At 39.1% G+C, this 4,731-nt stretch carries 1 protein-coding gene; it reads left to right on the top strand.

From position 1 onward, the window contains the following. Positions 1–1,090: 1,090 nt before the first annotated feature. Positions 1,091–4,731 (top strand): LEA family epithelial adhesin (locus CP357_RS09495; RefSeq protein ID WP_098037176.1); only part of this gene is annotated, 3,641 nt, incomplete at its 3' end.

The raw sequence follows: 4,731 nt of genomic DNA, 5'->3' as shown, positions 1-4,731 counted from the left end.
TATTAGCTTACAACATGGCATATTGCCTAGAACGATTTAACTAGCACCACGCGTATTAACATGAAGAGGAAACCCCAATATGACAGCATTTGAAGAGGGTCAATATTAGTAAAAAACACGGGTTAAAGGTAAGTTGTCTACCGAAAATTGAATATTTTTACTTACTTTTGTTTAAAAGTAAGTGACTGTTGTCCTACTTATCGTCAGTGATAGGTGGGGCATTTTTTGTTTCTGTTTGTTGACACAAAAGAAATGCTGAAATCCAAACGGAGCAGTCTGTTTGATCGTTGTTGTTACTTATGACGAAAACATAAGTAAATCAGATATGAAATCTCGAAATGACCTTGAATGAAATCTCAAGGTACTCATTCTCGAATGCAATATCTGATCGGTCGCTAGGGTAAAGGGAAGACTATCAGGCCGCCCTTTCAAGCAGTATATAATATAATTAACAAATTGGTATATATCAATTAATGCTGAGCAGAAACTAACCCGACGATTCATAAATTTAGTCAGCCGTTTTCGGTCGCAACCGAAGGCTGAAAATTTATTTTGCCGGGACGGCAAACATGAGGGGGTCATTGCACGATGAAGCCGTTAAAGGATTCATCAACTTCAGTTACACCGTCAACAACTAGAACGGGATAAGGAAACCGAAATTAAGCGGAAAAGGCAATGAAGAACCATCTCTGTATCAAAGATTCAAGCTAAAAAGTCAGTACTTCATGAAGGAAACGACTTAGAATTATAATTTAAATTTAAACATTATTTCTAGTACCACAATATATGAAAAGAGAGCAGTGAGATTGCGTCTCACTACTCTCAATCGCGAACTTGAATAATTTTAGTGTTTGAAAAGAGATTAGCCTTTGCGGTTAGTCTCTTTTACTATCTGGTAAGTTGACTGCAAACAGAAAAGCCGCCCGGCTCGAGGGCCAAGCGGTCATCAAAGTCGCTAAACTGTGTTATAATATTATCAGATTGAAGAAATATTATACTTAACAATTAGGCTGATAACTTAACGGTAGCACTCTTGTTCTGGTGTACTGCAATACACCACTAGTTATTAAATTGGGGAGTAAGAATAACGATGAAGCAACTTAAATTTTTAGAAACTAAGCGGACACCGCGTTATAGTTTACGTAAGCTTAACGTTGGTGTGGCTTCGGTATTATTAGGAGTAACCATTTTTGGAATTAACTTTACAAATCATTCTGTAAAGGCAGCAACCACAGAAAGCGTTGAAAGTTTCAATAGTTCAGCAAACAGTAGGTTGCAACAGACTTCAGCAGTTGGCAATACAACTGCTGAACAAACTAATACTCAGAAAACAACTAGTGCAAAAGAAAAAGTTAAACAAAGTAGTGCAAGTAAGAATGCAACAGCTAATAATTCTACAGAAGCTGCGACAAACCCACAATCTTCACCAGAGACGCAAGGTAGTGCCGACACTGATATTAAATCATCAACAGCTAAATCAGCAGCAAAATTAGCAGCTACGAATTTAGTGGCAACTTCTGATACTGACAGAAATGCAGCAGGTACAGTAGATCAAAATAACACTAATACTCAGAAAGCAACTAGTGCAAAAGAAAAAGTTCAACAAAGTAGTGCAAGTAACAATGCAATAGCTAATAATCCTACAGAATCTGCGACAACCTTACAATCTGCACCAAAGACGCAAGGTAGCGCTGACACTGATATTAAATCATTAGCAGCTAAATCAGCAGCAAAATTAGCAACTATGAATTTATTGGCAATGAATTTAGTGAAAAATCCTGGTACTGATATTAAATCATTAGCAGCAAGATTAGCAGCTATGAGTTTAGTGGCAGTTTCTAATACTGGAGCAAGTACAGTAGATCAAAATAACACTAATACTCAGCCAGCTAAAGAAAATCAAGATTTGGCCAATAAGACTAATCTAACTTCTTCAGATAACTACAGTTCTAATATCTATAAAGGTACAGATGGAAAGTATTACAAGATTGTAACTATTCGTGGTCAGGACTACGTTTACCGTACTGCTGATATTCAAGCTAATGGTACTACTAGTATTTGGTATCCGCAAAAGGCAACGACAGCTGAAGATACTAAAAATAATATCAGTATTTCTAAAGAAGATTTAGGAAATGGTAAGACCCGTTGGACTGTTACTTTCTTCCCTAAAATGGGATTACAAAATGCTGGCAATAATAGTAAATTACATGGGTTAGTTTCTGCAAAATTTGGTATTGCTCTCACTAATGACTACCAAATCGTTGATAATGTTGATATGGAAGTAATTAATGATACTAATCAAAAATATACATATTATAAATTTGAGCCCGGTAGCAATAGCGCTACTGACATTACAATAAAAAATCCACCAGCTGAAGTAGACTTTTCATTTAATCCTAAGACAGATGTTGATCCAAATACTGGTTTAATTAATAATAGTAAAACCTTGCAAGCTTATGACAATAGATATTTGCAACCCTCATACTATTTCACTACTGCTACTAGTGCTGGTTCTAATAACTTATGGCAGACTTACTTTTTCAATAATGGTAATGAGGTTTATAATAATGCATATGATGGGAGAACCCCTTATCTAGGTGGCGATCATGACTTTCATTTTAATAATTTTAGAATTAAAAATAAAAGTGGAGTTGACGGTGCAAAAGAAGGGGACCTAGTCATTTATGACACACGGGGTGGAGTTAATGGCGTATTTAACAGTGTTAACTTTAACCAAGCAATGGAATTTAAGTCACATGGTTACGCAAGTAAAAAGATTATCACAGATCTATCACAATATTCTTCTTATGTTATTTCCTTTACTACGCAACACACAGACTCCCATGAAGTAGATTTATCTAAAGGTTCGAAAAATCAACAATTCTCAGGAATCTCAGCTAATATTTATTCTTATCAGAATGGCTACTATAACATGTTTTCTAGCTTATATGGTGAGCAGAGAGCACTGAATACAAAAGGTGATCCATTAAAAGCTAAAGATATTATTCCTAGTTGGGATGCAAAGAAAGCAGCTAATGCTGCAGTGGATGCAGCTGTAGTTAAGCAAAAAGCATTAATTACCAATGCTGACAACCTTAGTGATGGCGAAAAGCGAGACCTAAACAACCAAGTGGCTGCAGCTGCTACGAATGCCAAAAAGGCAATCGATGCCGCAACAACTAACGATGGTGCCACTAAGGCAGGGCAAGATGGTGTCGCAGCTATTGAAAAGGTTGTTCCAACCAGTCTTGCAGACGCTAAGACAGCATTAACTGACGCCATCAGTCAAGGTAAAGCAGCTAAAAAGAGTGCCAGCTACTACAACGACGCCAAGGCCGAGGATAAGAGCGCCTTGGATAATGCCCTCAGCAAAGCTGGTGAGGATCTGAATAATAAAGCTTTGACCCAAGCCACCGCCGATCAAGATGCCCAGGCTATTAAAGATGCGATCAATGGTTTGAAGGGTCAACCAACCAACTTAGATAAGTTGAATCAAGCCATTAGCGACGGTACTTCCGCCCAAGCTGGTTCTAAATACGCCAACAGTTCAGACGAAAGCAAGGGCGCATTAGACCAGGCTATTAAGGCAGGTCAAACAGCCAAGACCCAGAGTGGCTTAACGCAAAAGGAAGCTGATGCGGATGCTTCAGCAATTGAAACAGCCATCAAAGGTTTAAGCGGAAAAGAAACTGATAAGACAGCATTAACTGACGCCATCAGTAAAGGTGAAGCAGCGCAAAAGAGTGCCAGCTACTACAACGACGCCAATGGCGACGATAAGAGCGCCTTGGATAAGGCCCTCAGCCAAGCTGGTGAGGATCTGAATAATAAAGCTTTGACCCAAGCCACCGCCAATCAAGATGCCCAGGCTATTAAAGATGCGATCAATGGTTTGAAGGGTCAACCAACCAACTTAGATAAGTTGAATCAAGCCATTAGCGACGGTACTTCCGCCCAAGCTGGTTCTAAATACGCCAACAGTTCAGACGAAAGCAAGGGCGCATTAGACCAGGCTATTAAGGCAGGTCAAACAGCCAAGACCCAGAGTGGCTTAACGCAAAAGGAAGCTGATGCGGATGCTTCAGCAATTGAAACAGCCATCAATGGTTTAAGCGGAAAAGAAACCAGTCTTGAAGACGCTAAGAAAGCAGCAAACAAAGTAGTCGAAGACGCTGTAGATAAGCAAAAAGCATTAATCACCAAGGCTAACAACCTTAGTGATAAGGAAAAGCAAGCCCTAAACAACCAAGTGGATGCAGCTGCTAAGACTGCAAAAGATGCAATCACTGCCGCAAAAACTAACGATGTTGCCACTAAGGCAGGGCAAGATGGTAAGACAGCAATCGAAGCGGTAACAGTTCCAACTGATTCTGATGTTAAGAAGAACGCTAAGAATGCCATCGATCAAGCTGCTAAGACTAAGGACGATGCAATCGATACTTCAAACTTAACTGCTGAAGAAAAGGCTGATTTGAAGAAGAAAGTTGCTGAGGAAGTTCAAAAAGCTAAGAGCAATATTGATGCTGCCACTAAAGACGCTGATGTTAAAACAGCGCAAACCAATGGTGAAAAAGCTATTAATGCTGTTGAAATCCCCGCTTCAGTTTCTAAGACTGATGCCATTAACGCAATCAATACTGCATTAGCAGCTAAGAAGGGTGCAATTAACGGTACTAACTTAAACTTCCCACTTGCAAAAGTGGGCTTGTACCTTGAAAATTCAATAGTTTA

The organism is Lactobacillus sp. UMNPBX6, from assembly GCF_002553975.1.
Taxonomy (GTDB): domain Bacteria; phylum Bacillota; class Bacilli; order Lactobacillales; family Lactobacillaceae; genus Lactobacillus; species Lactobacillus gallinarum.
Note: the sequence above shows the minus strand (reverse complement) of the source record. Positions and strands in the feature narration are given on the sequence as shown.